Source organism: Streptococcus sp. NSSLK0004 (assembly GCF_059039125.1).
This window is the reverse complement of the sequence record NZ_CM180142.1, coordinates 124,980-146,970: the sequence shown is the minus strand read 5'-3', so window position 1 is coordinate 146,970 and position 21,991 is coordinate 124,980. Positions and strand designations below refer to the sequence as shown.

24 protein-coding genes and 1 pseudogene are annotated in these 21,991 nt (G+C 37.3%); 5 read left to right on the top strand and 20 right to left on the bottom strand.

Annotation, left to right across the window (positions count from 1 at the left end; translation table 11 throughout):
• Positions 1-32: 32 nt before the first annotated feature.
• Both AC4CS8_RS00945 and AC4CS8_RS00940 read right to left on the bottom strand, forming a co-directional pair.
• Positions 33-950, bottom strand: coding sequence for an aminoglycoside phosphotransferase family protein (locus tag AC4CS8_RS00945; protein ID WP_024399348.1), 918 nt, complete (start codon positions 948-950; stop codon positions 33-35).
• 47 nt (positions 951-997) lie between these two features.
• Entirely contained in the window at positions 998-1,204 is a 207-nt protein-coding gene (locus tag AC4CS8_RS00940; protein WP_201346204.1) for an ATP-binding protein, read from the bottom strand.
• Positions 1,205-1,462: 258 nt separating this feature from the next.
• Here AC4CS8_RS00940 and AC4CS8_RS00935 point away from each other — a divergent pair, with 258 nt between their 5' ends.
• Complete coding sequence (locus AC4CS8_RS00935; protein ID WP_172007242.1) at positions 1,463-2,806, top strand: IS4 family transposase; 1,344 nt, start codon at positions 1,463-1,465, stop codon at positions 2,804-2,806.
• Between the two features lie 31 nt (positions 2,807-2,837).
• Here AC4CS8_RS00935 and aph(3')-IIIa read toward each other — a convergent pair whose 3' ends face one another.
• The 8 genes from aph(3')-IIIa to AC4CS8_RS00895 form a co-directional block, all read right to left on the bottom strand.
• Positions 2,838-3,632 (bottom strand): aminoglycoside O-phosphotransferase APH(3')-IIIa, encoded by a 795-nt coding sequence (gene aph(3')-IIIa, locus AC4CS8_RS00930; RefSeq protein ID WP_001096887.1) that lies wholly within the window; start codon positions 3,630-3,632, stop codon positions 2,838-2,840.
• A gap of 261 nt (positions 3,633-3,893) precedes the next feature.
• Positions 3,894-5,153: a transposase gene (locus AC4CS8_RS00925; protein WP_493892440.1), complete on the bottom strand. Its 1,260-nt coding sequence runs from the start codon at positions 5,151-5,153 to the stop codon at positions 3,894-3,896.
• Between the two features lie 179 nt (positions 5,154-5,332).
• Positions 5,333-5,503 (bottom strand): hypothetical protein, encoded by a 171-nt coding sequence (locus AC4CS8_RS00920; protein ID WP_002941306.1) that lies wholly within the window; start codon positions 5,501-5,503, stop codon positions 5,333-5,335.
• Positions 5,504-6,106: 603 nt separating this feature from the next.
• Positions 6,107-6,910: a lincosamide nucleotidyltransferase Lnu(B) gene (lnu(B), locus tag AC4CS8_RS00915; protein ID WP_172025363.1), complete on the bottom strand. Its 804-nt coding sequence runs from the start codon at positions 6,908-6,910 to the stop codon at positions 6,107-6,109.
• 53 nt (positions 6,911-6,963) lie between these two features.
• Positions 6,964-8,448 carry an ABC-F type ribosomal protection protein Lsa(E) gene (gene lsa(E) / locus AC4CS8_RS00910; protein WP_493893133.1) on the bottom strand — a complete coding sequence of 495 codons (1,485 nt, stop codon included), beginning with the start codon at positions 8,446-8,448 and terminating at the stop codon, positions 6,964-6,966.
• Positions 8,449-8,974: 526 nt separating this feature from the next.
• Positions 8,975-9,145, bottom strand: coding sequence for a hypothetical protein (locus tag AC4CS8_RS00905; protein ID WP_053863315.1), 171 nt, complete (start codon positions 9,143-9,145; stop codon positions 8,975-8,977).
• Between the two features lie 711 nt (positions 9,146-9,856).
• On the bottom strand, positions 9,857-10,681 hold the full coding sequence (locus tag AC4CS8_RS00900) for a protein kinase domain-containing protein (protein ID WP_228380286.1): 825 nt from the start codon (positions 10,679-10,681) through the stop codon (positions 9,857-9,859).
• Between the two features lie 83 nt (positions 10,682-10,764).
• Entirely contained in the window at positions 10,765-11,655 is an 891-nt protein-coding gene (locus AC4CS8_RS00895) for a cation diffusion facilitator family transporter (RefSeq protein WP_024383347.1), read from the bottom strand.
• A 100-nt stretch (positions 11,656-11,755) separates the two neighbouring features.
• On the opposite strand from AC4CS8_RS00895, the gene AC4CS8_RS00890 reads away from it, so the two are divergent.
• Positions 11,756-12,526 carry a MerR family transcriptional regulator gene (locus AC4CS8_RS00890; RefSeq protein ID WP_018368558.1) on the top strand — a complete coding sequence of 257 codons (771 nt, stop codon included), beginning with the start codon at positions 11,756-11,758 and terminating at the stop codon, positions 12,524-12,526.
• 294 nt (positions 12,527-12,820) lie between these two features.
• Positions 12,821-13,186 (top strand): annotated as a pseudogene (locus tag AC4CS8_RS00885) (hypothetical protein).
• A gap of 491 nt (positions 13,187-13,677) precedes the next feature.
• Here the strand turns inward: AC4CS8_RS00885 and AC4CS8_RS00880 are convergent.
• Genes AC4CS8_RS00880 through AC4CS8_RS00860 form a run of 5 tightly spaced genes read right to left on the bottom strand, consistent with a single transcriptional unit; the run spans position 13,678 to position 15,811 of the window.
• On the bottom strand, positions 13,678-14,034 hold the full coding sequence (locus tag AC4CS8_RS00880; protein ID WP_027972467.1) for a hypothetical protein: 357 nt from the start codon (positions 14,032-14,034) through the stop codon (positions 13,678-13,680).
• A complete protein-coding gene (locus AC4CS8_RS00875; RefSeq protein ID WP_027972468.1) occupies positions 14,034-14,396 on the bottom strand; it encodes a plasmid mobilization protein in 363 nt (120 codons plus the stop codon). The genes AC4CS8_RS00880 and AC4CS8_RS00875 overlap by 1 nt, the downstream gene beginning before the upstream one ends.
• Complete coding sequence (locus AC4CS8_RS00870) at positions 14,389-14,679, bottom strand: DUF5962 family protein (RefSeq protein WP_027972469.1); 291 nt, start codon at positions 14,677-14,679, stop codon at positions 14,389-14,391. Before AC4CS8_RS00870 ends, AC4CS8_RS00875 begins: the two co-directional genes overlap by 8 nt.
• Positions 14,680-14,693: 14 nt before the next feature.
• Positions 14,694-15,518, bottom strand: a complete 825-nt coding sequence (locus tag AC4CS8_RS00865) for a DnaD domain protein (protein ID WP_029693357.1) — start codon at positions 15,516-15,518, stop codon at positions 14,694-14,696.
• 8 nt (positions 15,519-15,526) lie between these two features.
• Positions 15,527-15,811 carry a hypothetical protein gene (locus AC4CS8_RS00860; RefSeq protein WP_001287945.1) on the bottom strand — a complete coding sequence of 95 codons (285 nt, stop codon included), beginning with the start codon at positions 15,809-15,811 and terminating at the stop codon, positions 15,527-15,529.
• Between the two features lie 152 nt (positions 15,812-15,963).
• On the opposite strand from AC4CS8_RS00860, the gene AC4CS8_RS00855 reads away from it, so the two are divergent.
• Positions 15,964-16,482, top strand: coding sequence for a helix-turn-helix domain-containing protein (locus AC4CS8_RS00855; protein WP_027973157.1), 519 nt, complete (start codon positions 15,964-15,966; stop codon positions 16,480-16,482).
• 53 nt (positions 16,483-16,535) lie between these two features.
• On the top strand, positions 16,536-17,690 hold the full coding sequence (locus AC4CS8_RS00850; protein ID WP_044667900.1) for a site-specific integrase: 1,155 nt from the start codon (positions 16,536-16,538) through the stop codon (positions 17,688-17,690).
• 136 nt (positions 17,691-17,826) lie between these two features.
• Here the strand turns inward: AC4CS8_RS00850 and rpsI are convergent, their stop codons facing one another.
• The 5 genes from rpsI to AC4CS8_RS00825 form a co-directional block, all read right to left on the bottom strand.
• Positions 17,827-18,219 (bottom strand): 30S ribosomal protein S9, encoded by a 393-nt coding sequence (gene rpsI, locus AC4CS8_RS00845; protein ID WP_002942223.1) that lies wholly within the window; start codon positions 18,217-18,219, stop codon positions 17,827-17,829.
• Between the two features lie 19 nt (positions 18,220-18,238).
• Positions 18,239-18,685, bottom strand: a complete 447-nt coding sequence (gene rplM / locus AC4CS8_RS00840) for a 50S ribosomal protein L13 (protein ID WP_027972471.1) — start codon at positions 18,683-18,685, stop codon at positions 18,239-18,241.
• 364 nt (positions 18,686-19,049) lie between these two features.
• Complete coding sequence (groL, locus tag AC4CS8_RS00835) at positions 19,050-20,672, bottom strand: chaperonin GroEL (protein ID WP_493893132.1); 1,623 nt, start codon at positions 20,670-20,672, stop codon at positions 19,050-19,052.
• Between the two features lie 29 nt (positions 20,673-20,701).
• Positions 20,702-20,983 (bottom strand): co-chaperone GroES, encoded by a 282-nt coding sequence (gene groES, locus AC4CS8_RS00830; RefSeq protein WP_493893131.1) that lies wholly within the window; start codon positions 20,981-20,983, stop codon positions 20,702-20,704.
• Positions 20,984-21,531: 548 nt separating this feature from the next.
• Positions 21,532-21,927, bottom strand: a complete 396-nt coding sequence (locus AC4CS8_RS00825) for a single-stranded DNA-binding protein (protein ID WP_493893130.1) — start codon at positions 21,925-21,927, stop codon at positions 21,532-21,534.
• Positions 21,928-21,991 lie beyond the last annotated feature (64 nt).

Here is a 21,991-nt window from a genome sequence, read left to right as displayed (position 1 = left end):
CCGACGCACATCAATGATTGCCGCACGGATTTTTACTGGCCTGACGGTTCGTTTGTCAGCTTTTCATATATCCGTTTTCGTAGATCATTAATACAGTGGAACTCCTCTGGTTTACCGAGGTATTTTCTGACAACATCTCCACCGAAATCGTGGATTAGCAGACCATCCGTGATGATTCCAACAAGCTCTTCTTCAGAATAATCACTGAAATAACCACGTAGCAGTACAGAATCAAATTTGAACAGTTCGGCTGCAATATACGCATCCTCGTAAACCTTCGGCGCAAGAACGGCATCTGCAAAGTCAATAATACAAAGTTTACCGTCATCGGTAATGATGACGTTGTTGCTGTTTAGATCGCCGTGGACATATACTTTCTCGCCGTAATCGTGAGAAGTGATGTAAATAAGTCTTTCCGACCTAAAGGAATCGGGATATATACTCCACCTTTCAGAACGATCTTCATCGGCAAAGATATCAATGTCATTGAACCGTGGGCAAGAGGTGTTCATTATATTCGTGAGTTTGCAAAGTTGCTTTGCTGCTTCAGATTTTTCAATGTGTGCCATGCTTTTTACGGCTTCGCCGAATGCGGTCCCATGAACATATTCCATTATCATGTAAACAAAACGATATTTATCCTCCACAAAACCATGTGCTATCAGTTTAGGGGAATGAATTCCGAGCTGATTTGCTCGCTGCATGGAAAACAATTCTGTCTGTATTTCCGTTGCCGGATCCATTCCTCCCTCACGCGGAACATATATTTTTATAACAAAATCACCAGATTTGAAAACAGCATTCGTTGCCGGTGGCAGGTTTTCGAGTTTCGCGAGTGGCAGGTTTTCTTTTTGGAATATGAAATTAGTAAGAGCAGAAAAAGCAAATAATGATTGAGAGACATTGCTCCAATCTTGCCAGTTTCCGATTTCTTCTTTAAAAAGATTCATGGTCAATAGCGCCCTCCAACAAAAAATCGTTTAGCCTCAATTTCACTCTAACATTGTGCTACTTGCAGTCTGATCGAAAGTGTCGTCCCTTCGTTCGGTCTACTGCTGACACTAAAATTTCCGCCATTTGCTTCAATGAATTTCTTGGCAATGATGAGTCCCAAGCCCGAACGTTCGCTGGATGTTTTTTCTGCAAAGCTTTGAACAAGTGTCTCACTGAATCCGACCCCGTTATCTTCGATCCGGATCTCCACCGTCCGATCATGGAGTTGCGAAATACAGATCTGTTTTAATATGTACACCTAGCCAATCTCTAATATAATCAGGATTAGTTAATACGTTCCAAACAACTTTCTTACTCAACTTTCGCACCTTGAAAATCTGTACTAAGCCTTGATAGGGCTAGGATTTTCTCTTGAAAAATCTCGTTCTTGACAGAAAAACACCTTTCTCGTTTGGTAAAATGGAAGTTGGAGAAGCTTACCATTCCAAACAGAAAGGTGCGTATCCCTATGGTACAACACAACTCTCTGTCTGAAAAGGGCCAAGAACGTATTTCGGCTGTATTCTCTACTTTACAAATCGGGCAACTGTTGCGGAAAGCAGGCATTTCCAAGTCGTTCGGATTGTCCAGTCTGGCCATCTTTCGGCTGATCTTTACGCTCGTGTTTGAAGGGCGTAACTGGTTTCGTCTTCTCCACAGCGATCGCCGCGAGTCTTTGCCTGGCAAAGATGTGGTCTATCGGTTTTTAAACCACCCGCGTTTCGCATGGCGACGATTTTTGCATGCCTTGAGTCTGAAGATCGTTCAGCATTTTGATTCCTTAACCTCTTCGTCCCGCGTTCGAACGTTCATCATTGATGATTCGGTTCTTCGCAGGGATCGCAGCAAGAAAGCCGAGTTGCTGGCCCGCGTCTTCGATCATACGACGGGGAGATATACCCGCGGCTACAACATGCTCACGCTCGGATGGTCGGATGGCTTCAGCTTCGCGCCCATTGATTTTGTCATGCTCAGCTCGGCCAAGCTGGCGAATCGCTTTTGCGAGATGAAGGAGCGTTTGTCCAAGCGTACGCAAGGCTACAAACGCCGCATCGAGGCACTTTCGCGTAAGCCGGATGCGGTTGTGGCTCTGCTTGATCGAGCGATTCAGGCTGGATTCAGCGCTGACTTTGTCCTGATGGACAGTTGGTTTACCCAAGCGCCTCTGTTGCGTGAACTGATGGCTAAAGGTCTGCATGTCATTGGGATGGTCAAGGCGATGAAACAACGATACCGGCTCGACGGAAAAAGCCTAACGCTCCATGAACTGTATGCCCTGTTGCCAAAGCAGAAAAACAAAGAAATTCTTGGCTCAGTCATCGTTCAAACCGCCTGCGGTTTACCGATCAAACTGGTCTTTGTGCAAAACCGCCATCGGCGGCGGGATTGGCTGGTTCTGCTCAGCACTGATTTGGCGTTGGAAGATGCCGAGATCGTTCGCATTTACGGCATGCGTTGGAGCATCGAGACCTTCTTCAAATTTGCCAAATCGTATCTGAAGCTGGGAACGGAGTTTCAAGGTCGTTCGTTTGATATGCTCATCAGCCACACCACGATCGTGTTTACGCGTTATCTCGTGATGGAATGGGAACGTCGTCACGAAAACGACGCGCGGTCGTTGGGCGGTCTGTTCTTCCTGTTTTCCGACGAAGTTCGAGACCTGGATCTCAAAACGGCTTTGCAACATCTGATAGCATTTTTCATGGCGTTCACGGAAGCCAAGTCCAAACGGGATCAGTCTGCCGTTTTTCGTCAACTCCAGCATTGGATTTCGAGTTTGCCCAATTATATCAGATGTCTAAAAAGCTTGTAGTTAAAGCTTTTTAGACATCTAAATCTAGGTACTAAAACAATTCATCCAGTAAAATATAATATTTTATTTTCTCCCAATCAGGCTTGATCCCCAGTAAGTCAAAAAATAGCTCGACATACTGTTCTTCCCCGATATCCTCCCTGATCGACCGGACGCAGAAGGCAATGTCATACCACTTGTCCGCCCTGCCGCTTCTCCCAAGATCAATAAAGCCACTTACTTTGCCATCTTTCACAAAGATGTTGCTGTCTCCCAGGTCGCCGTGGGAAAAGACAAGTTCCTCTTCGGGCTTTTCCGTCTTTAAAAAATCATACAGCTCGCGCGGATCTTTAAATGGAGTGTCTTCTTCCCAGTTTTCGCAATCCACATCGGCCAGATCGTTATTCAGTAAGTAATCCAATTCGGCTAAGCGGCTGTCTAAGCTATTCGTATAGGGACAATCCGATATGTCGATGGAGTGAAAGAGCCTGATGCACTCCGCATACAGCTCGATAATCTTTTCAGGGCTTTGTTCATCTTCATACTCTTCCGAGCAAAGGACGCCATCGGCCTCACTCATGAGCAGATTGCTCCAGCCATCATGCCGTTCAAAGTGCAGGACCTTTGGAACAGGCAGCTTTCCTTCCAGCCATAGCATCATGTCCTTTTCCCGTTCCACATCATAGGTGGTCCCTTTATACCGGCTGTCCGTCATTTTTAAATATAGGTTTTCATTTTCTCCCACCAGCTTATATACCTTAGCAGGAGACATTCCTTCCGTATCTTTTACGCAGCGGTATTTTTCGATCAGTTTTTTCAATTCCGGTGATATTCTCATTTTAGCCATTTATTATTTCCTTCCTCTTTTCTACAGTATTTAAAGATACCCAAATTTATAGTATAACACAACAAGATGATATGTTCAATATAAAAGTTATGGGAATCATTCCCTTTGTTGTATTTTTCAAAACCCGTTCGCTTTTCTGACAAAAATATTTGGTTTAACTCTCTTAAACTCAAGAATTTTCCTCCACTGATGGATTGAGATGGCTCGAAAACTGAAAAAAAGGGCGTACTACCCCCTTGGTTTTTGAACTATTTTTTATTTTTAGACTACCCAGCTGGCTAAATGAGTATTCTGGCCTTGTTTGAGTTTGGCTAAGGCAAATCCAACCATCACTAAAAAACTCATGGCAATAGCTAGACTCATCTTCTTAAGCCCTCGGATAGTGTGCTTCTCGAATCGAAAGTCGCGGTCTATACGCCCATTCACCCTCTCCACAGCTGTCCGCTTCTTGTAGAGTCGTTTAAACTTCTGACTATCTCTAGCTACTTGATTAAAGATAATAGGTTCTACCGACCGTTTTAAACGGAAGATGCGATTGTCCTGATAACGGGGATGAAAACCATACCGCAAACTGTCACAAGACTTATCGTACCCCTTATAGATAAGCTGAATCGCTTTGCCCTTGTCATCCACCCAAAAGACTTCTCCAGATTGATTGTAAATCACATCCGTATCAAGGTATTGCCTGGTTTCATCTTCTTTCCACTTATGAGGATGATCAATGATAGGAATAATCGTGGCTTCTTCTATGAGATTCTGAAGAGGAATTCCACTATAACCACGGTCTGCCATCAAATATTCCGCTCTCTGCATGGTCGTTTGACGCATGTTTCGAATCAGCCTTTTGGCAACAGTAGGTTCCCCTTCTGAGGCCGTCGTCACTTCCCAAGCAACAGGCAGTTCATAGGTCGCATCAACCACAAGATGACAACGATAGCCATAGTGTTTCTCCATAGAGACCGTTCCATTTTTATGATGACGTTTTTTTATAGCCATATCGGCATCACAGTCAGAGCGTCTATCCTTTCTTTGTTTCTTACCATATGGTGTTGCATAACTATCAATGAACTTGCCATCTAGGGCTAAGTCAACACCAAATTCCGGAAGAAGGTTGTATAGTTCAGATATGCCAGATAAAACCCACTCGTCAATGTCTGGACAGACCTCTTCCAAATCCTGAATAAAACGAGAATAAGCAGACTTAGAGGGAGCATGAACAAGTTTAATAGTACCATTTTTGAGCTTAACACCGTGAGTTTCAAAGCCACAGATTTGACGGAGCTGGCTATTCATATTAAGCTGACGAATCAACTGTTGATCGGTTTCCAATTGAAGAACTATTTTAGCAATATAGGCAATGAAGTAAGATTGAACAGAATAATCCTTACGCCCGTGTTTGCGTTTGGCTTCTAACTCATCAAATAGACCCGTTTCTGGAAGACCATCTAATACCATCAAAATTTTTTCTAAATCACCTAGTTCCTGATCCTCAAAAAGGTTAAGCTGTGTTATAATTTTCATAGTGAGACCTCGCTAATAGAGATTTTTGACTTAAAACTATTATAACGCTTTGACGTTGCATTGAGGCTCACAAAAGGGAAAAATCGCTACTTAACGTGGCGATTTTTCTTTTTATAGCGTGCTAATCTGGTGATAGGACGGGAATAAATAACTACGGGAATGATTCTATGGAATGAGTCTCATACTTCCAATTCGATGCCAGATTTAAAGGATATGACGAAGTGTTCTTCATAGACTGTAACGCTCTGGATTATCTTCCTTAGTAGCAAGCGATTAGCTTTCACAAAATCTTCTGTTTGTAGTTTTAAAAATTCATCAGGATTTTCTAACTCAACCTCAAAATATTTCATTTTACATTCCCTCATTTCATTTATTGATAAATTGAGTTTACAAAAAAGAGTGGACAATTTTTGTCTACTCTTAACCTTTAAAATAGTTTTTTTTAATCGATTTGAAGTTGCCTAAATTATTACTTATTCGGTAAAATGAAGTATTGCTTTCAACAGATTTCCTTCAACTACACTTCACTTGATTCAAACAAGGTGGGTACGTTTCTATTCCCACAAACTCCTTGTCAATGGAAATAAACACGTACCCACAGGGTAAATGGAAATAGATTTTGATAATTTCTTGCTATCACTTCTACTCACTCCAAAAAATTTCTCACTCTAATACTTCCCCCCATACGACAAAAAGCCTTGCAATCAAGGCTTTTCATTATCCCTTTCGTTCAAAGGTTTCTAGGCTTTCACCAGCAAACCAACTACCTCCACGTGTTTTGAGATGAGGGGATAGCTGTCAAAAATTAGTCACTTGAACATTATTGTCTTTGAGGGAAGATATCCACTGAGGGCTTGCGTATGTGGGAACATATCCATAGACTTCGCTGTTTTTTGAAAACCGAGGTATACTGTTAATTCTTAGTAACCAATGCTCTAAATAACGTTACTCTTCTATTCACTAATGTAATTCAACAATCTTTCTAAAATATCATGTGTAACTTTTAAGTTGTATTGTTCAAGAAGGTGACTTCGCAAATCTATAACTAACAGTAAGGAATTTTTATAGGCTTCAAATAATTCTACCTTATCTAATCGAGCAGTGGTCTTTGCAAACTTTTTATAATTTTCAAGGCTAATTTCTTTTTCAAGGTTCTTACTCATATTTAGCCAATTATCCGCATTTTTTTCTACCATACGTATAAGTTGTAGTATATTTTTTTGAAGCTGTGATAAGAGTTCTAAAGAACGAGCATATTCTCCTCTTTTTAGAACATTGATTCCCATCAACCATAGATTAGAGAAATCACACAACAAGAAATTAGCATTTTCTTCAGTAAGTCTATTTGGTCTTGCACCACTTATCTCTAATAAATAATTTTCTAATTGCCCTGTTTCATCGTAAATAAGCATATCCTTCATATCAGGAATATAACCTGAATCTTTAAACGAGGGGATTATGTTCATATCTTTTTCAGAAAGGAAATGAAATTCCCCACGTATAAGATTATCAAAAATAACTACCTCTGTTCCATACTCATTTTTATAAAGCATCAAGTACTGAGCTACGTCAAACAACCAGTTGGATGAATCAAAGTTCGAGGTTATGCTATCTTTCAAAAATATATAGAACTCTATATCCGAGTATTGGTCACCTTCTCCTTTGGTAAACGATCCATACATCATACAAGCTGTAATTCGTTCATCTGACTCAGTAAGATTCTTAACATTTGCAATTAATTCTTTTTGTTTTAACATTTCTTCACCCTTTCATCTAAATATCTTTTAGTTATTGTGGCAACTCAAAATCTCTATAGACATAAATTGATATTTTTCGTACAAATATTATTGCAAAAAGCATCATCATGCTCCACAAACAATAGTGTAGGACAATATTCTAAAATCATTTTTTCAATTTGGATACGTGAAAAAATATCAATATAGTTCAATGGCTCATCCCATATATACAAATGTGCACTTTCACACAGGCTTTTAGCAATTAGTACTTTCTTTTTCTGACCAGCACTAAAATCCTCCACGTTCTTATCAAACTGTTCTCTATTAAAATCCAGTTTACGAAGAATCGTTTTAAATAAAGTTTCGTCAATCTTATTATTATAGGCAAACTCAGATAGATTACCTTTTAAATATGAAGTATCTTGCGAAATATAAGAAATTTTTAGTCCACTTGCTAAAATAAAATTTCCGGTAAATTTAATATCATCTCCATTAATCAATTTTAGGATACTAGACTTACCACTCCCATTTTTTCCGATAATGGCAACTCTATCACCAATATTGACTCTGAAATTAAGATTACTGCATACTTCTTTATCTCCATAAGACAATGATAAATCATTCGCTTCTATTAAGCACTCTTTGTGAAATTCAAGTGGTGAAATTTTTAAGTCATCATATTGTTCAATGTTGTGGAGCAGTTCTGATTTTTGTAAAACGGCTTCCTGATGTCTTGACTCAATATTTTTGGCACGTTTCATCGCTTTTGCAGCCTTATGTCCAACATAACCCTTATCCAGTTTTGAACCAGAATTTGTTGTTCCATATTTACTTTTTTCTACTTTATTTGACCAGTTTGAACTACGTTTTGCTGCATAAGACAACCTTCCTATTTCTTTAAGGAGTTTCTTGTTTTCTGCCAGTTCAAAATTATCTTGTAACGTTTTGTTCTCCCACCAAGAAGTAAAATTTCCCTTTTGGATTTCGATATTCGTTTTATTGATAGATAGTATATGGTCAACACATTGATCAAGTAAGCTTCTATCATGAGATACCAAAATAAACCCCTTCTTGCGTTTCAAATAGTTTTGCACTACATTACGTGCATCGATGTCAAGATGGTTTGTAGGTTCATCAATAAGCAGGAAACAACTCGCTGTAAGGAATAAAGCTGCAAGAAGGACCTTCGTTTGCTCACCATTTGACAATGTATTAAACGGACGATATAAAGCATCTTCTTGAACATCAAGCAATGATATTTCACGAAAAATCTCCCAATCCATACATTCCGTACAAATACTCTTCATTACTTCAATTGTATATAGACTCTTATCTTCCACATCATAAGGAAAATACTCAAACTTAACTGTAGAACTTATATTGCCGGAATACGCATATTTGCCAAGCAGTAAATTTAAGAAAGTAGTTTTACCGCGTCCGTTTCTTCCAATAAAACCGAGTTTCCAATCTGTATCTATCTGAAAACTTACATTTTCAAAAATATTGTCATAACTTCCTTCATATGAAAAAGTTAGATTTGAAACATTTATTAAGGACATGTATTTCTTCCTCCTTTACATTATAAAAATTTTATAAGCAAAGTTGGTTTTCGGCATTAATTACTCTACAATGTTATCCAACTCTGCATGGATTTTGTCATGGATGGCATAGTGTTATTGTCTATCACATTTATCTTCCTTTCTTTTACAAATATTAAAAGCCGCAAGAAAGTAAATTCTTACGGCTCAAAAACAAATACTATTATTACCTTTTGTAATATATAAGGTTACTGTAATGTATTATTGAGTGTCGAATACTTAACTTTCTTGCAATTTGCACAACAAAACAAACGGTTCTATATCCGTTTCTTTAAATATCTTATTATGCATCATATAATTAGCAAGAAAAGTTATACATTCTTCCACCTCCAAGTCTTTTTATTATATCATATTATCTTCAAAAATCCAATATAATTTTTCTGCTTTTGTGATTTTTCTGTTTTTTTCTAAAGATTACAACTCTATATCAATTCTGACTTTTGACTTGAATTTATCGTGAGTTTATCTTCATATTATCACAACTTTTTCATATTTCCATTTCGATGCCAGATTTAAAGGCTATGACGAAGTGTTCTTCATAGACTGTAACGCTCTGGATTATCTTCCTTAGTAGCAAGCGATTAGCTTTCACAAAATCTTCTGTTTGTAGTTTTAAAAATTCATCAGGATTTTCTAACTCAACCTCAAAATATTTCATTTTACATTCCCTCATTTCATTTATTGATAAATTGAGTTTACAAAAAAGAGTGGACAATTTTTGTCTACTCTTAACCTTTAAAATAGTTTTTTTTAATCGATTTGAAGTTGCCTAAATTATTACTTATTCGGTAAAATGAAGTATTGCTTTCAACAGATTTCCTTCAACTACACTTCACTTGATTCAAACAAGGTGGGTACATTTCTATTCCCACAAACTCCTTGTCAATGGAAACAAACACGTACCCACAGGGTAAATGGAAATAGAAACTGATAATTTCTAGCTATCACTTCTACTCATTCCAAAAATTTTCTCACTCTGATACTTACCCACCATAAAGCAAAAAGCCTTGCAATCAAGGCTTTCATTATCCCTTTCGTTCAAAGGTTTCTAAGCTTTTACAAGCAGTGCGACACACTCGATGTGTGCTGAGAGCTTTCTTCTATACTAATAGACGAAAGTGAGTAAAAGTGATTTTAGAATTATACTGTGGAACGAAACAGTAGTCCTAGTATTGACTATCTTTCTAAAATCTCTTCAATAAGCGATTCTCCCCCTCTAGCTAATAATTCCTGAATTTTATCCTATGTATGAAATCAATTAACTTCATAGGTCACAGGCCTTAGCATATCTGCTGCAATCTCATTTATTGGGTAAGGATAGTTCCCCTTCAATATCTGATAAGAGAGATTTGCAAATACATCCGCATCTTCAAAATCTTTTAGAAAAACTCCTATAGCTTGAATGGACCGATTGAATCAACTTTTTACCCTGTTCCTCATCAATTTGCATAAAGCGCAACAACGCTCTTACAAGAACACTACCTTTAAAGATACATTTTTTACACAAGTTCGCACCTGTCATTTCATAGATATAGCTCTCAACATCAGAATCAAAATCCCTGCTTTCGATCTTATCCCAAATCATTGTCTCAAAGTTTTCAGCTGTTCTAATATGGAACCACCTATTTAGGTAATTTAACATATCAATTGCATCGTCATATCTATAGTCCGGATTAAGATTTGGAGCTTTTTCACTTACTGGACGCAAGAAGTACGAAAAGTCTTCTGGATTTCTCGTCATTACAAAGTTAATAATACATCCTAATGGAAAAACATCACTTCGTTTATCAGCATCTTTCAATAAAGTTAGTTGCTCGGGAGCACAATAGAAAAGTTCCCCAAAGGACGCAGTACCCATAGTTTGGTGGGAAGTTAGAGTATTTAGGTTCTTTCCTAATCCAAAATCAGCTAGTTTTATGATATTATCCACAAAGAAAATATTTGTCGGGCTTAAATCTCGGTGTAGGACACCTCTTTGGTGAACGAGGGAGATTGTATGCACAATTTGTCGAATAATGTTTATTTTAGACTCATCACTTAAAGAACTCGCTTTTACAAAATTCTCTAATGTACTATCAGCTCTCTCCATAGTATACGAACAGCTATCTAGGTCAAAATCATATACACGAATAATACCATTGTTCTTTTTAGAAAGTTGATAGACTTTGGATAATCTACTCAAAACATTATTCATGAAAATCATAACTTCTCGCTTATTCCAAAGTTTAGGTAAAGTTTCCTAACCATCATCTTTATAGTTAATAATCACATATATTATTATTGACTATGATAATGTTGATGTGGCTGTGTTCTATCTTCGATATGACAATGACTATCTATGCATGCTTCACCTACACGCTCCAGTTCGATGTTCACATGTTTGATACCTTGTAATTTTAAATTTTCTCGAATGACTTTTTTTATATCACTTTTATCTTTATTTAGCACGATATGCATCATTGCAAGAGCATTAACACCATCAAGTGTCCATACATGTAAATGGTGGATACTTTCAACCCCATCAATCGCTAACACATTTGAGATAATCGCATCAACAGGCATATTAGTTGGCGTTTTTTCCAACAAAACATCAATAATCTGCTTACCATTTTTTAAAGCATTAGACAATACAAACGCCGATACAGCAACTGACATTAAGGGATCAATAATAGTCATATTGGTAAATTTCATTATAATTGCCCCTAATAGAACGACTAGCCATCCCAATACATCTTCAAGCATATGTAAATTTACTGCTTTTTGATTAAGTGACTCGCCTGACCTTGTAAAATAAGTAGCGCCTGCATTCACTGCTACACCAACGATGGCAAAAATAATCATACCGTCATAATGTACATCCACAGGTGTCGCGATTCGCATGACACCGTTATATAAGGTGATTATTGAACCTACGACCAATACTGTTGTTGTCACCAAACTTCCTAATACAGAATATCTACTATATCCAAATGTATAAGCAATATCTGGTTTTTGCTTACTTTTCTTTTCTAATAAATAAGAGATCGCAATACTGATGGCATCACCTAAATCGTGTATGGCATCTGATATAATTGCTATACTCCCTGTCAATAGTCCGCCAAGTATTTCAAAAATTGTAAATGATAAATTTAATAGTAAAGCTATCAAAATATTTCTTTCAGTTTTCATTAAGTACAACTCCCTTCAAAAATGAGCTAGAAATTAGATAAACATTTTGGTATACTTGTAATATAAACTATACCTTTACGGTAATGTCAAGAGGAATTTCATGAAATCTTTTTTAACAATCGGTCAACTTAGTAAACTATCGAATATACACATTAAGGCTCTACGTTACTATGAATCCATTAATATTTTAGAACCAACATACATCGATCCAAATAACTCATATAGGTACTATTCTCATGCTACCGTCCTATATGTAAAAACTATTAAAATATGCGCTGACTACGGGATTCCACTAAAGACATTTCGTCATTTTATCAACGAAAAAAATGAAATACTAATGGATGAAATACTGCAGTTAGCACAAAAAATTATAGAAGAAAAAGAACAGACTCTAAAAAAAGATAAAGCCCATATAGAAGATTTTAAATTGCAAATTAAACTATCAAAGCAGTTAGATCAAACATCTCACTATCATATGGAAACTAATGATGAGGATTATCTATTAATTCCTTTCGAAGGGGAGATGCTATCTGATGATTATTATGTTAAGATAAATGATATACTTACTGCGTTATCGTTGTCGTCAGCAGCTTTCAATCAAAGAGTTGGATGCTATTTTAAAAGGAGTAAAGATTCTTGGATACAGTATTTAGCTTGCAAAATAAAGCATTTTTCTAATCATAAACTAGAAAATACACTCTGCCTAAAGGGGGCTCATGTACACGGAGAGCACATCACAAAGGAAAATATCATTCAAAGGATTAATGAGCTAAATACCGATCAAGATATTCAAGAAATACTAATCTTAGAAACTATCGAAAGTCCTTATAAGTTTACTAACCCTCACTTAGAATTAAGATATTTTTTATGAAACGATCACACCTCTTCTCCTATTCGATATAACCATGCACATTATTTAATCTCAAAAAATCTCAACTCCGAAATACTCCAAGAAGTCTTGGAGACAATTGACATTTGTAAAAAATGGCAAACTACCTACCACCTTTCTTATCACTATCGGAGATACTGGCGAAAGGTTCTTATCCGCCTAAGAACGAAGGGAATACTTTTTAGAGACCAAAGAAGTTTGTAAACTATTTGGTAATAAAATGATGCTGATGAAAATCAATGAATACTTACAAAAGTTTGACAAAGATAAAGATTTATCACATTACTTTTAGTGTCTCTATCTACAATTTTATTAGTTGCATGTTCTAACCAATCAAGCAATTCTTTAGATGGCGAATGCCGTTGAATAAACGAGAGTAGAAATGAAGTTGCCTTTACCATTTCAGGTAACAAAGGAAATAGCAACAAAGGAGAGGCCGACAACTTTACAATTGATAAAGACAGTGCAACAATCGAACTGACTGGCTCTAATATCATAAACCGAAAAGAGAATTATACCTTCAAGGATGACGTATTCACTGTAGATATTTCAGGAACAAAGCAGGAGTATTACAAAAAGGATAGTGAAGAAATACAGCGACAAGTAAAACCCTCAAACTATTTGATATTCTTTATACAATAAAAACGCTTTTGTACTGACCTCAAAAGTTAGATTTTTCTGTCTAACTTTTTGGGGTCAGTACACACCCGCATAGCGGGTGTTTTTTTGTCTCGCACATAGCGGAGTGAGACAGACTAATAGTCACATAATAAAAAATTTACTTAAAGTCAGATTTTAAATACTGTAGAATAGTTCTTTCTAAAACTTACTCCCAAATTTTTTTGCTCGTATAATTCATCAGGGGTTTGGGGATTCTCCCCAAAATAAAAAACAAATATAAGCTCAAAAGTGTCAGTCTGACCTTTACTGATGTTTGTTTTTTGCGATAGTGTGTATACACTATCTGAGCTCGCAAAGACCTAACTCCATTTTCAGTGATTTCCCGTACTTTATCCGGTGCCTCACATTGTCCGTACAAGGATTTTTAACGACTACATGATAAAAACGCTGACCACCATCAGCGTTTTTGTTGTTTTATTTAAAACTATTCTATCAAAATGACTGGAAGACTATCACTTCTTAGCTATTCGTTGCTTGTCTTCCTTCACTTGTTTCTCTACCAGTTCTACAAGTTCCTCCATCAACTGACCTAATTCCATCAAATCATGTTGGGAAATTTTCCCAAACTGTGTTGCGCTTTTAGCGATGCTATTAATTGCTCTACCAACAGATAGTAACCTGTCAGTCAGCAGCTGATATTCTGGAAAACTAACTAGCCAAGTTTCAAAATCAGGTTTTAATAATTGCTTTCTAGCAAAACGAGAAAAGTTTGAAAACCCATCTTGCTTCATTTTCTCTAACAGTTTTTGATTTTCTTCTTCAGACAAAAAGACTTGTTTAATTACGTTCCTAATTCTCCTTTTATCCATTAAGCTCCCTTAGATAATAATTTCCGTTTCTTTTTCTTGTGGTAACGAGTTAACTCCTTTTCATAATGTGAAACTAACCTTCTGCTATAGTCCATAGCTCTGTAGGCTTGACTATCTTGAGACTGATCTGCAATTTTAGATAATTGCCTTAAATTATTTTGAATACGTCTTAGAGAATAAATCAATTCATCAAACTGAGAGTCATCAAATTGAATAAAGAGTGACGTTTCCTTAAAAAGCATCCGACGAGCGTAATTAGAGAATGTTTGTAAGCCTGTATCATTTACTAGTTGATTAAGTACTTCATTCTGCAATTCCGTCACATAAAACTTCTTTAAAATAGTTCTGATACGTTCAGACATAACGGACCATCCTTAAATATCGGTCTGCCTGCTTAGTATCATATCGTCTCAACTCTCCTACCAGTTCTAAATAATCAATCATTAATGCTTCTGATAAGTTCGGAAAATCGTTATCTGAGGTCTGACAAATGATTTCAAGTTGATTTGTGATTTCTCTGATAGAAAAGCTGTAGTCCTCCGTCTCACTTTCATAGTCTCTCTTGAGAGCCTGATAGCGGTCGTACTCCTCTTGTGACTTAAATCCAGTCACTAACATATTTTCTAATTGATAATATACTGTCATCACTTGTTATCCTCCTAATCTTTCCATATATCCATAGCTGCTATGAAATCTTCAGATACTTCCACATTTGAAATTTCTAATGGACAGTAGTCTTTTTCAGATGCTATCACTTGGTCAGCAGTTATAAACCCTCTAGCTTCCCAATTCATTAGTATCCCTTTAACATAACTCATGTTTTGTTTCTTTGGCTCAAGCTCAGCTGTTTTCTGAATAGCTAACTGCAACAAGGAATGATTAACCGCGAATCCTTCTAATAATACTTTCTCCTGTTGGGTTAATTCTCGATGCCATAGTGTTTCCATTAACCAGATGTCATCAGTCAGTCGTGATAAGATTGGATTATTATCTAATCCTATCTTATCTTGACTTAACTTATCTTTACCTATCCTATCTTTACTTATCTTATCTTTAATTATATTGTGGTTCTCATCTGGATCCAGACTGGCTCCAACTTGGAGCCGAGTATTTTGAAGATAATTAATCAAACGTGGTCCTAGATTTAGACAGTCCAACAACTGATGATCCTTCAGATAATCTATAAGAAGTTGACGGTGACTACTCGGTGTGTAACGATCTGCTTTGATGGTATTCTGCTCAAAGAAATCCTTGATAAAGTAAACCATTTCATTGTTTAACAAAAGTAAATACTGCTTAAGAGTTAATAAATTCAAACTGTCCTCATTAGCATTAATCATCCGCATAACAGGAAAAGCTTCAACAATACCATCATCATCTGCATTGACTACCAAGTGACAGTAAAGCGCCTGCGCTTCAAGTGGTAGGCGTAAAAATCGTTGTGTCTGCACCACCGTCTTACTCAACATTCGTCTATTAGCCATCCTTTACCTCATCTTTCATATTGCTTCAACCAACGTGTAACCGCACGTTTATCGTACAGAGTCACACCATCAATAACCATTGTAGGCATTCCTTCTCGTGTCCACTTTTGAAGGGTTGTCGTTGACACATCAAGCCATCTAGAAAGGGCTGCCATCCGAACCATAGGTTTATATAATTCTTTATCCTCTAGCGCTCTTTCAATAGCTGTAGAGACCATTTCATCATAATGTGCCCTTAACTGTTTTTCCAAAACTTTGGGAAGTTGAACAACTAAAGTCGCTTCTTCAGACATATTATTACCTCGTTTCTATTTCTCAATTAAATAAACTCCGAAATTTGTATATTTTATTATACATTTTAAATTATAAATACTTTTTGTATTCTTGTCAAGTGACATTATACTTTTTGTATTAAATGTGTTAAAATATCAAGTAGGAGGTAACTATGACTAATAATATAGCTAAACTTATCGAAGAAAGTGGCAAAAAAATAAAAAGTATCAGTGAAACACTAGATATATCCTATCCAACATTATCTAGCTATAACCAAGGAATACGAAAGCCAAAAAAAGAAAATGCTCAAAAACTGGCTGACTATTTTGGTGTCTCAGTAGCATACATCCTTGGGATTGATGATGAGAAACACGCTCCATCAAAACTGAAGATAGTCGCTGATAGTTTTAAAATATCCGAAATTACTTCTGTAACGCCTTTTAAGAGTGATATGGAAAAACTTAAGAAAAGTATCGAGCTTGGAGAAATTCATTTGTCTATGCCCTTAAACGAGGTTTTCTCAGATGACTTTAGACGTATTCTTTCTAACTACTTGGTGGATTATGAAGAAACGTTTATCAATGACTTAATTAAGTTTATGAATAACCAAGGCCAAAAATCGGATATTTGGAAAACATGGATACAAACCGAAGAGTTTCAAATTAGACGAGCAGATCGCGACAGAAAATAGACTAATATTTCTCAATTACATAAGCTCCGAAAACTTAGAAACGGAGAATGATTATGTCTATTCATAAATACGAAACAAAAAAAGGATTTTTTTACTATGTCAGCTTTTATATCGGTTTAGATGAATACGGCAAAAAGAGACGACATCTAAAACGAGGCTTTAAAACTAAGAAAGAAGCAAGGCTATATGAAGCTAGGCTAGAAACTGGTCAACTTTCAGAAGTACTAAAAGCATCCAAGCAAAACACCAATATCAGCTATCAGGATTTATATCAAGAATGGTTTCAAGCTTATCAAAACACTGTCGAAGCCACCACCGCTGCAAAAACTAAGGATATATACCGTATTCATATCCTTCCAATATTTGGTCATAAGTCAATTAGTAGTATCAGTCCATTGGAGTGTCAAAATTTTATTACAGAAAAATCAAAAACCTTCAAAAATATGAAGCATATCAAGTCTTACACATCTAAAATATTTGATTTTGCTATCAACATGAACTATATTGACAAAAATCCAATGTCAAATGTTATCATGCCGAAAATAAAAAAAGAGAAATCAGAAAATTTCTGGTCTCTTGAAGAATTGCATCGCTTTTTAAAAATCGTAAAAGAGATTGAACCCTATAAGCATTTTGCTTTATTTCGCTTACTGGCTTATAGCGGTTTACGAAAGGGAGAACTTTACGCTCTCAGATGGGGAGACTTAGATTTTGATAATAATCTACTGACCATCAATAAGAGTATCGGTAGAATTGATGGTCATGCTATTGAAAAAGGTACTAAAAATAGCTTTTCGGTTCGCTCGATTTATTTAGATAGCGAAACAATTGATATCCTAAAGCATTGGCAAGAACTTTATAGGCAGGAACAAAATCAGTTAGCGATTTCAAAAATAGACCTTTCTAATGAGTACATGTTTACCTACTTGACAAACTCTGACCAGATTGAACCTTTACATGCGGACTATCTCAATAATATCCTCAAACGGATTATCAGAAAATACAAGTTAAAACCTATCAGTCCACACGGATTTCGACATACTCATGCTACCCTTATGACAGAAATCGGAATTGACCCAACTAATACCTCTAAACGTTTAGGACATGCAAGTAGTCAAATGACACTTGATATTTACACTCATACTACAAAAACTGGAGAGCAAAATTCCATCAAAAAATTTGCGGACTATCTCAATCAAGCAAAATAATATCTCTTGATTGAGATTTTTTCTAGAATAAAGTTTCTAATAGGTTATCAAAAAGGTTATCAAAACATCAAAAATATCAAAAAAGCACCTTGCGAAATCTTCGCAAAGTGCTCTGAAACGTTGATATAACTGAATATTAACGTTTTGAGAATTGTGATGCCTTGCGGGCTTTTTTGAGCCCTGGTTTCTTACGTTCAACCATACGAGCGTCACGTGTAAGAAGGCCTGCGCGTTTCAATGAATCGCGGAAGTCTGGGTCTACTTGAAGCAATGCACGCGCGATACCGTGACGGATTGCACCTGATTGACCACCGTAACCACCACCGTTCACGTTAACGAAAACGTCGTATGAACCTTGTGTTGAAGTTACTGCGAATGGTTGGTTGATAACCAAACGAAGGTCAGCGTGTGGGATGTACTCTTCTACATCTTTTTTGTTTACTGTAATTTTACCAGTACCTGGGACCAAACGTACGCGTGCAACCGCGTTTTTACGACGACCAGTACCTGTGTATTGTGCTTGTGCCATTTAGATTACGTCCTTTCCCTTAGATAAGACCTGAAATATCAAGTACTTCTGGTTGTTGTGCAGCGTGAGTGTGCTCAGCACCTACAAACACTTTCAATTTCATGCCTTGTGCACGACCAAGAGTGTTGTGTGGAAGCATACCTTTAACTGATTTTTCAATCAAACGAACAGCGTTTTTAGAACGCAATTCACCAGCTGTGATTGATTTCAAACCACCTGGGTGCAATGAGTGAGTGTAGTACACTTTGTCAGTTGCTTTTTTACCAGTCAATTTCACTTTCTCAGCGTTGATAACGATAACGAAGTCACCAGTATCAGTGTGAGGTGTGAAAGTTGGTTTGTTTTTACCGCGAAGAACGCTAGCAACTACTGCTGAAAGGCGTCCAAGAGGTACATCAGTAGCGTCTACTACATACCATTTACGTTCAACTTGGCCTGGTTTAGCCATAAATGTTGTTTTGTTCATGATTTCTCCTATACGAATCGTTTTTGTTTACTAGGCGGATGTTCCGGTCCGCGGGTATTTGGAAGGTTCCGGGGCCTTTCAAATGGGGTAAACAATACCGTTTATTATAATACCACATTCAATCTTGCCTTGTCAACGAATTCTAGCTGTTATTTCAAGTTTTTCAACAATCTCAAAAGGAAGTAAAATACGGAGATAGAAATCAAATTATTCTTACACTTTAAAATATAACAACATCTAAAGAGCAACTCTCTTATTCCGTTCACAGCAAAACAGAAGTTATTGCTTCTATCATTTTAAACACAAAAATACCCCAATGGCTATACTCAACCATTGAGGTCTCACTTATCAATTGATTTATGTATTAGTAACCCATGCCCATTCCATCCATACCTTGTGGCATAGCTGGGGCAGCTGGTTCTGGTTTGTTGGCAACGACTGCTTCAGTTGTCAAAATCAAGCTGGCTACAGAAGCCGCATTTTGAAGAGCTGAGCGTGTTACTTTAACAGGGTCGATAATCCCCGCATCCATCATGTTAACCCATTCTCCTGTTGCAGCATTAAAGCCTGTGCCAAGTTCAGAGTTTTTCAATTTATCAATGATAACAGAGCCTTCATAACCTGCATTATAAGCAATCTGACGAACAGGTTCTTCTAATGCACGAAGGACAATGTTACGTCCTGTTTCATCATCACCAGTTAATTCAAGTTTAGCCACACTATCAATAACATTAACAAGGGCTGTACCACCACCGGCAACAATTCCTTCTTCAACCGCTGCACGAGTTGCGTTAAGAGCATCTTCAATACGGAGTTTCATTTCTTTCAACTCAGTTTCAGTAGCAGCACCGACTTTGATGACAGCAACCCCTCCAGCCAACTTAGCCAAACGCTCTTGCAATTTTTCACGGTCAAATTCTGACGTTGTTACTTCAATTTGTGATTTGATCACTGCGACACGGTTAGCAATGGCATCTGGATTACCTGCACCTTCTACAATAGTTGTGTTGTCCTTGTTAACTACAACCTTAGCTGCTTGACCAAGTGCTTCAATGGTCGCATCTTTGAGATCCAAGCCCAAATCTTCTGTAATCACTGTTCCGCCTGTCAGGATAGCAATGTCTTCCAACATAGCCTTACGACGATCACCAAATCCTGGCGCCTTAACAGCCACAACGTTGAAGGTACCACGAATCTTGTTGAGCACAAGTGTTGGCAAGGCTTCACCGTCTACATCGTCAGCAATAATCAACAATGGACGATTGGTTTGTAGAATATTTTCTAACAGTGGTAAAATATCTTGAATGTTTGAGATTTTCTTATCTGTAATTAAGATAAATGGATTTTCAAGTTCTGCTACCATTTTTTCATTGTCAGTAACCATGTATTGAGATAGATAACCACGGTCAAACTGCATTCCTTCAACCACATCCAGCTCAGTTTCCATCCCGCGTGATTCTTCGATGGTAATAACACCATCATTCCCAACTTTTTCCATGGCTTCTGAGATGTATTGACCGACTTTTTCAGAACGAGAAGACACAGCAGCGACTTGAGCAATAGCTTCCTTGCCTGAAACTGGTATAGCCTGTGTTTTCAAGGCTTCTACTGCAGTAGCAACTGCTGCCTCAATTCCACGACGGATACCGATTGGATTAGCACCTGCCGTTACGTTTTTCAATCCTTCACGGACAATCGCTTGTGTCAACACGGTTGCGGTTGTTGTTCCATCACCAGCGATGTCGTTGGTTTTTGATGCCACTTCTGATACCAATTTAGCACCCATGTTTTCAAAGTGGTCTTCCAATTCAATTTCTTTTGCAATGGTTACACCGTCATTTGTAATCAATGGTGAGCCGTAAGCTTTTTCCAAAACAACATTGCGACCTTTTGGACCCAAGGTAACTTTGACTGTGTCAGCCAAAATATCCACACCACGGACCATGCTTTCACGTGCATCTGCTGCAAATTTAATTTCTTTTGCCATGTTATATACTATTCCTTTCCTTTGAACTCTTACTCAACAATTGCCAAAACGTCTGCTTCACGGATAATGTGAACGGTCTGGTCACCATCTTTGACTTCCAAACCAGCATGCGCATCAATCAAGACAGTGTCACCAACTGCTACCGCTGGTGCAACCAAATCACCATTCAAAGTACGAATGCCTTGTCCAATCGCAAGGACGCTGGCTTGCTTGGTCTTTTCTTGGCTTGCTCCTGCTAGGACAAAGCCGCCTACTGTTTGTTCTTTTTCTTCAATTTTTACGACGATACGATCGCCCAATGGTTTCAACATTGTATTACCTCCTGGTTTTTTAGCACTCTTTTATAACGAGTGCTAATTCACATTTCCTATTGTATCACTTGGTCAAAAATAGTCAAGAAAATTTTATTTTAATTTACTTAAAATAGGTCTCAGGTCCGAGAAAATTCAAGTGCATTTTCATAATTGTAAATATATGTTATACTATTTTCAAAAAAGGAGGACCTAGCCATGAAATACTTCCAACACTTAATACTCTTCGAAAATTAAACTCAGACGTTGTTGACTTGATTTGATGACTGATAAGCTCCAATGGAGGTTTTCATCCTACTACTTAAAAATGCGAAAGTAGTAGAGTTCTATCTGCTCTTGGAGAAACAAACTTCGTTCGCTCTATCTCCAACCTCCAAATGTTCCCCGAACCTTTGGAACTAGTCTGATTTTCATTTTCATTGAGTATAAACCGCAAAAAAGCGCCGACCTTCATCGGAGCTTTAAGGAGATTATGAAAAATATTTAGGATTGAATAGAGTATACCCTACTTTTCAACATTCTCCATCGGTCTTGGGACCGATTTCGCTTTAAAACGGCAATTCTTCCTCTTCCAGTACCAAATCGGCTAAGTCATCACCTGTATTATTTTCACGCATGGCACGTTGGGCACGGCTTTCAAGTAATTGGAAAGATTGTCCTAGAATTTCCGTCACATAATGGTTGCTACCATCTTTTTCATATTTGCGTGTCCGCAATTCGCCATCCACAGAAATCAAACTGCCCTTGCTACCATAAGAGACAAGTGTTTCTGCCAATTTACCCCAGAAGATGACATTGAGAAAATCTGCTTCCCGTTCGCCATTTTCTGTCTTGAAACGACGGTTTACCGCGATAGTAACCCGGGTCAGATTTTTCCCAGTTGGTGTCTGAGTGAGTTCTGGCTGGGCTGTCAAGCGACCGATTAAAATTACTTTATTATACATTTTATATCCTCCTACTTATCTATTCGTAGAGGAAATGATAAAATGATAAAAAAGGAGAACATTT

Coding starts and splice junctions, on each gene's coding strand:
- AC4CS8_RS00945 (WP_024399348.1), bottom strand. CDS start 950: ATGAATCTTTTTAAAGAAGAAATCGGAAACTGGCAAGATTGGAGCAAT.
- AC4CS8_RS00935 (WP_172007242.1), top strand. CDS start 1,463: ATGGTACAACACAACTCTCTGTCTGAAAAGGGCCAAGAACGTATTTCG.
- AC4CS8_RS00925 (WP_493892440.1), bottom strand. CDS start 5,153: ATGAAAATTATAACACAGCTTAACCTTTTTGAGGATCAGGAACTAGGT.
- AC4CS8_RS00920 (WP_002941306.1), bottom strand. CDS start 5,503: ATGAAATATTTTGAGGTTGAGTTAGAAAATCCTGATGAATTTTTAAAA.
- AC4CS8_RS00905 (WP_053863315.1), bottom strand. CDS start 9,145: ATGAAATATTTTGAGGTTGAGTTAGAAAATCCTGATGAATTTTTAAAA.
- AC4CS8_RS00900 (WP_228380286.1), bottom strand. CDS start 10,681: ATGAATAATGTTTTGAGTAGATTATCCAAAGTCTATCAACTTTCTAAA.
- AC4CS8_RS00895 (WP_024383347.1), bottom strand. CDS start 11,655: ATGAAAACTGAAAGAAATATTTTGATAGCTTTACTATTAAATTTATCA.
- AC4CS8_RS00890 (WP_018368558.1), top strand. CDS start 11,756: ATGAAATCTTTTTTAACAATCGGTCAACTTAGTAAACTATCGAATATA.
- AC4CS8_RS00880 (WP_027972467.1), bottom strand. CDS start 14,034: ATGGATAAAAGGAGAATTAGGAACGTAATTAAACAAGTCTTTTTGTCT.
- AC4CS8_RS00875 (WP_027972468.1), bottom strand. CDS start 14,396: ATGTCTGAACGTATCAGAACTATTTTAAAGAAGTTTTATGTGACGGAA.
- AC4CS8_RS00870 (WP_027972469.1), bottom strand. CDS start 14,679: ATGACAGTATATTATCAATTAGAAAATATGTTAGTGACTGGATTTAAG.
- AC4CS8_RS00865 (WP_029693357.1), bottom strand. CDS start 15,518: ATGGCTAATAGACGAATGTTGAGTAAGACGGTGGTGCAGACACAACGA.
- AC4CS8_RS00860 (WP_001287945.1), bottom strand. CDS start 15,811: ATGTCTGAAGAAGCGACTTTAGTTGTTCAACTTCCCAAAGTTTTGGAA.
- AC4CS8_RS00855 (WP_027973157.1), top strand. CDS start 15,964: ATGACTAATAATATAGCTAAACTTATCGAAGAAAGTGGCAAAAAAATA.
- AC4CS8_RS00850 (WP_044667900.1), top strand. CDS start 16,536: ATGTCTATTCATAAATACGAAACAAAAAAAGGATTTTTTTACTATGTC.
- rpsI (WP_002942223.1), bottom strand. CDS start 18,219: ATGGCACAAGCACAATACACAGGTACTGGTCGTCGTAAAAACGCGGTT.
- rplM (WP_027972471.1), bottom strand. CDS start 18,685: ATGAACAAAACAACATTTATGGCTAAACCAGGCCAAGTTGAACGTAAA.
- groL (WP_493893132.1), bottom strand. CDS start 20,672: ATGGCAAAAGAAATTAAATTTGCAGCAGATGCACGTGAAAGCATGGTC.
- groES (WP_493893131.1), bottom strand. CDS start 20,983: ATGTTGAAACCATTGGGCGATCGTATCGTCGTAAAAATTGAAGAAAAA.
- AC4CS8_RS00825 (WP_493893130.1), bottom strand. CDS start 21,927: ATGTATAATAAAGTAATTTTAATCGGTCGCTTGACAGCCCAGCCAGAA.